Genomic DNA, 3,616 nt, shown 5'->3' with positions numbered 1-3,616 from the left:
AGAACTATCAAAGATTTATTGACTGAAAATATTAAGGGTAAAAAAGTTTTAATCCGTGCGGATCTCAATGTGCCGATGAAGCAAGGTAAAGTTTCTGATTGCACTAGAATTAATGCGGTTATTCCAACAATTCTTGCCCTTAGAAAAGCAGGGGCAAAAATCTTGCTTATATCTCACTTTGGCAGGCCAGAAGGCAAATTTGATTCCTCATATTCACTAAGCCCTATTGTTGATGAGGTTTCAAAGCAAATCTCTCAAATAGCGGGTGAAAATATTGAAGTAAAATTCGCAGGTGATTGCAGAGGAATTATTGCGGAACACGCCTCAGAAGCCCTTAATAATGGTGATGTTCTTCTGCTTGAAAATTTAAGATTTCACGCTGAAGAAGAAAAAAATGATAAAAATTTCAGCAAGGAACTCGCAAATTTAGCGGAATACTTTGTTAATGATGCTTTTTCTTGCTCGCATCGCTCACACGCTTCAATCACTGGGGTTACTGAGTTTCTGCCTTCTTACGCTGGTTTATGTTTAGAAAAGGAAGTAACTTATATTTCAGAAGCCCTTGAAAGCCCTGAAAAACCGCTGACTGCAATAGTTGGTGGCTCTAAAATTTCTACCAAAATTGATATTCTAACTTCACTTATAGAAAAGGCTGATAACCTTATAATTGGTGGTGGAATGGCAAATACTTTTCTTTATGCCAAAAATATTAAAATTGGTAAATCTCTCTGCGAGAAAAATCTGAAAGATAAAGCACTTGAAATTCTTGCTTTTGCAGAAAAGAAAAATTGTAAAATTCACCTACCTATTGATTTTACAACCGCAAAAGAATTCAAGCAGTTTGCGGAATGTGAAGTTAAATCAAAAGATATTGCTGAAGATGATATAATTTTAGATGCGGGGGTTAAATCAATTTTTAATTGGCATCAAATTATTGCAAATAGCAAAACTCTTATCTGGAATGGCCCACTTGGTGCGTTTGAAACCTCGCCTTTTGAAAATTCAAGCGTAACGCTTGCAAAATTGGTTTCCTTACTAACTCGTGAAAATGGCTTGAAATCTATTGCTGGTGGTGGTGATACAGTTGCTTTGCTTGCAACGGCTGGGGTTGTGAATAATTTTACTTATGTTTCAACAGCAGGTGGTGCGTTTTTAGAATGGCTTGAAGGCAAAGGATTGCCTGGTATTTCAGCCCTTACTAAAAATGCCAAAAAACAAAAAGTTGCTTAGAAATTCTGCTTTTTGTCATTCTGAGCGAAGCGAAGAATCTAGATCTTTCGCTTCGCTCAAGATGACAATATAAAAATAAATCATATGAAAAAAACTTTTATATTATCCTTTTTAACAATTTTATTCTTTGCAAATTCAAGCAATGCCTGTGAATTTCATAGGAATAATGCTAGATATAAAAATGCTGTTTGTTTCCAAGCTAGAAGCCAAGTTGAAAAAAGAAGATGCGAAATTAATCGTAAAAATAATGTTGGATACATCTTCAACAAAACTAGAAAATATCCAGACATAGACTATGTTTATAACGCTAAAACCGGCCTTTATCATAGAAGGCTAATTTCAAGAAGCAGAATGAGATAGAATAATTCTTCCATCTTTACTCTAGTATCACCCCACACTTGTTGCGGGGTAAACCATAAGATAAGCTCAAAACCTAGTTTTATAAACACTTTTAGCCATTAACCCCGCAATAAATGCGGGGTGACAATTTGTGTTTAAGGAGCTTAAATTTATAAATATTGAACACTGCCAAAATATTAAAAATATCATTCTTGATAAATTCTCATTAAGTTATATTTTTGCGGTCGTAGTAAAATTTAAGCAGCTATTTGATGAGTCTTTTAAGTAAAGTAAATTTTCCATCTGATATAAAAAATTTCTCTGATGATGAGCTGAAACAACTCGCTGGTGAGTTGCGTCAGGCGACTATTGAGGCGGTTTCCAAAACTGGTGGTCATTTGGGTGCGGGGCTTGGCGTGGTTGAACTTACAGTCGCAATTCATCATGTGTTTGATACGCCAAATGATAGACTAATTTGGGATGTTGGGCATCAAGCTTATCCTCATAAAATTTTGACAGGCAGAAAAGATAGAATGCACACTCTGCGTAAAGGTGGTGGGCTTTCTGGCTTTACAAAAACTTCTGAGAGTGAGTATGACCCTTTCGGTGCAGGGCATAGCTCAACCTCAATTTCTGCAGCGTTAGGAATGGCGATTGCACGCGATAAAAACAATAAAGATAATGATGTAATTGCTGTTATCGGCGATGGTGCGATGAGTGCCGGAATGGCCTATGAAGCCCTAAACAACGCTGGTGATAGCAACTCAAAATTAATCGTAATTTTGAATGATAATGATATGTCAATCGCACCCCCAACTGGTGCGATGAGAGCGTATCTAGCGAAATTAATTTCAGGCAAAACTTATAATAATTTCAAAAAATTTGCCTTAAAAGCTGTGAAGCATCTGCCAAATTATTTTGAAAGAGCCGTTAAAAAAACTGAGCAAATTGCTAAAGATGTTGTGGTTGGTGGTAATTTTTTTGAGGAAATGGGCTTTGATTATATCGGCCCACTAGATGGCCATAATTTAGATCATTTGTTACCAGTTTTGCGTAACATCAAAAAATCAAAAGATAAAAAGCCTTATTTAATTCACGTGGTTACTGAAAAGGGCTATGGGTTTGAATCTCCTGAGGCTTCATCTGAAAAATTTCACGCTGTTCGCAAATTTGATGTGGAAACCAAAGTGCAATCAAAGGCAACACAAGGAGTAAAAACTTACACTGAGATTTTTGCAGATACACTCATAAAAATTGCAAAAAATGATGAGAAAATTTTAGCAATAACCGCCGCAATGCCTAGTGGAACAGGCTTAAATAAATTCGGCAAAGAATTTCCAGAAAGAACTTTTGATGTTGGCATTGCTGAGCAACACGCCGTAACATTCGCGGCAGGGTTAGCGTTTGAGGGATATAAACCTTTTTGTGCAATCTATTCAACATTCATGCAAAGGGCTTATGACCAAGTTATTCACGATGTCGCAATCCAAAATTTACCTGTGAAATTTGCATTAGATAGGGCAGGGCTTGTTGGTGCAGATGGTGCAACGCACGCAGGCAGTTTTGATGTCGCATATTTGGGGTGCTTGCCAAATTTTGTTCTGATGGCATCTTCAAATGAAATTGAGCTTGCAAGAATGATTATAACGGCGGCAAATCATAATTCATCACCGATTGCTTTTCGTTTTCCAAGGGGTGAGGGTTTAGGGTTAGAAATTCCTGAAAATCTTGAACCGCTTGAAATCGGCAAGGGCAGGGTGGTTTGGGATAATCAATCACCTGATGTAACAATAATTTCTTATGGGGCGAGGCTTCAAGAAGTTAAAATTGCTTCAGAAAATTTAGAAAAACAAAATATCAAAACTGCAATAATTGATGCAAGATTTGCAAAACCATTAGATGAAAATTTAATCAGGCAATTTGCCGAAAAATCAAAATTGATTGTAACTATTGAAGAAGGCTCAGTTGGTGGTTTTGGCTCATTCGTTGCAAAATTTTTAACCGATAATGATTTAATAAATGATAAAACCAAATTCCGCTCAATGGT

Annotated in this window: 3 protein-coding genes; all 3 read left to right on the top strand. The window is 36.5% G+C overall.

Annotation, left to right across the window (positions count from 1 at the left end; genetic code table 11):
* Window positions 1-1,230 (top strand): phosphoglycerate kinase (locus SFT90_04115; protein ID MDX1949669.1); only part of this gene is annotated, 1,230 nt, incomplete at its 5' end.
* Between the two features lie 84 nt (window positions 1,231-1,314).
* Window positions 1,315-1,590, top strand: a complete 276-nt coding sequence (locus SFT90_04110; GenBank protein ID MDX1949668.1) for a hypothetical protein — start codon at window positions 1,315-1,317, stop codon at window positions 1,588-1,590.
* Between the two features lie 251 nt (window positions 1,591-1,841).
* A partial coding sequence (gene dxs, locus SFT90_04105; GenBank protein ID MDX1949667.1) for a 1-deoxy-D-xylulose-5-phosphate synthase occupies window positions 1,842-3,616 on the top strand: 1,775 nt, incomplete at its 3' end.

The organism is Rickettsiales bacterium (assembly GCA_033762595.1).
Taxonomy (GTDB): Bacteria; Pseudomonadota; Alphaproteobacteria; order Rickettsiales; family UBA8987; genus JANPLD01.
Note: the sequence above shows the minus strand (reverse complement) of the source record. Positions and strands in the feature narration are given on the sequence as shown.

Bases quoted from the DNA above. Each gene is read 5' to 3' on its own strand.
- SFT90_04110 (MDX1949668.1), top strand. From the start codon at position 1,315: ATGAAAAAAACTTTTATATTATCCTTTTTAACAATTTTATTCTTTGCA.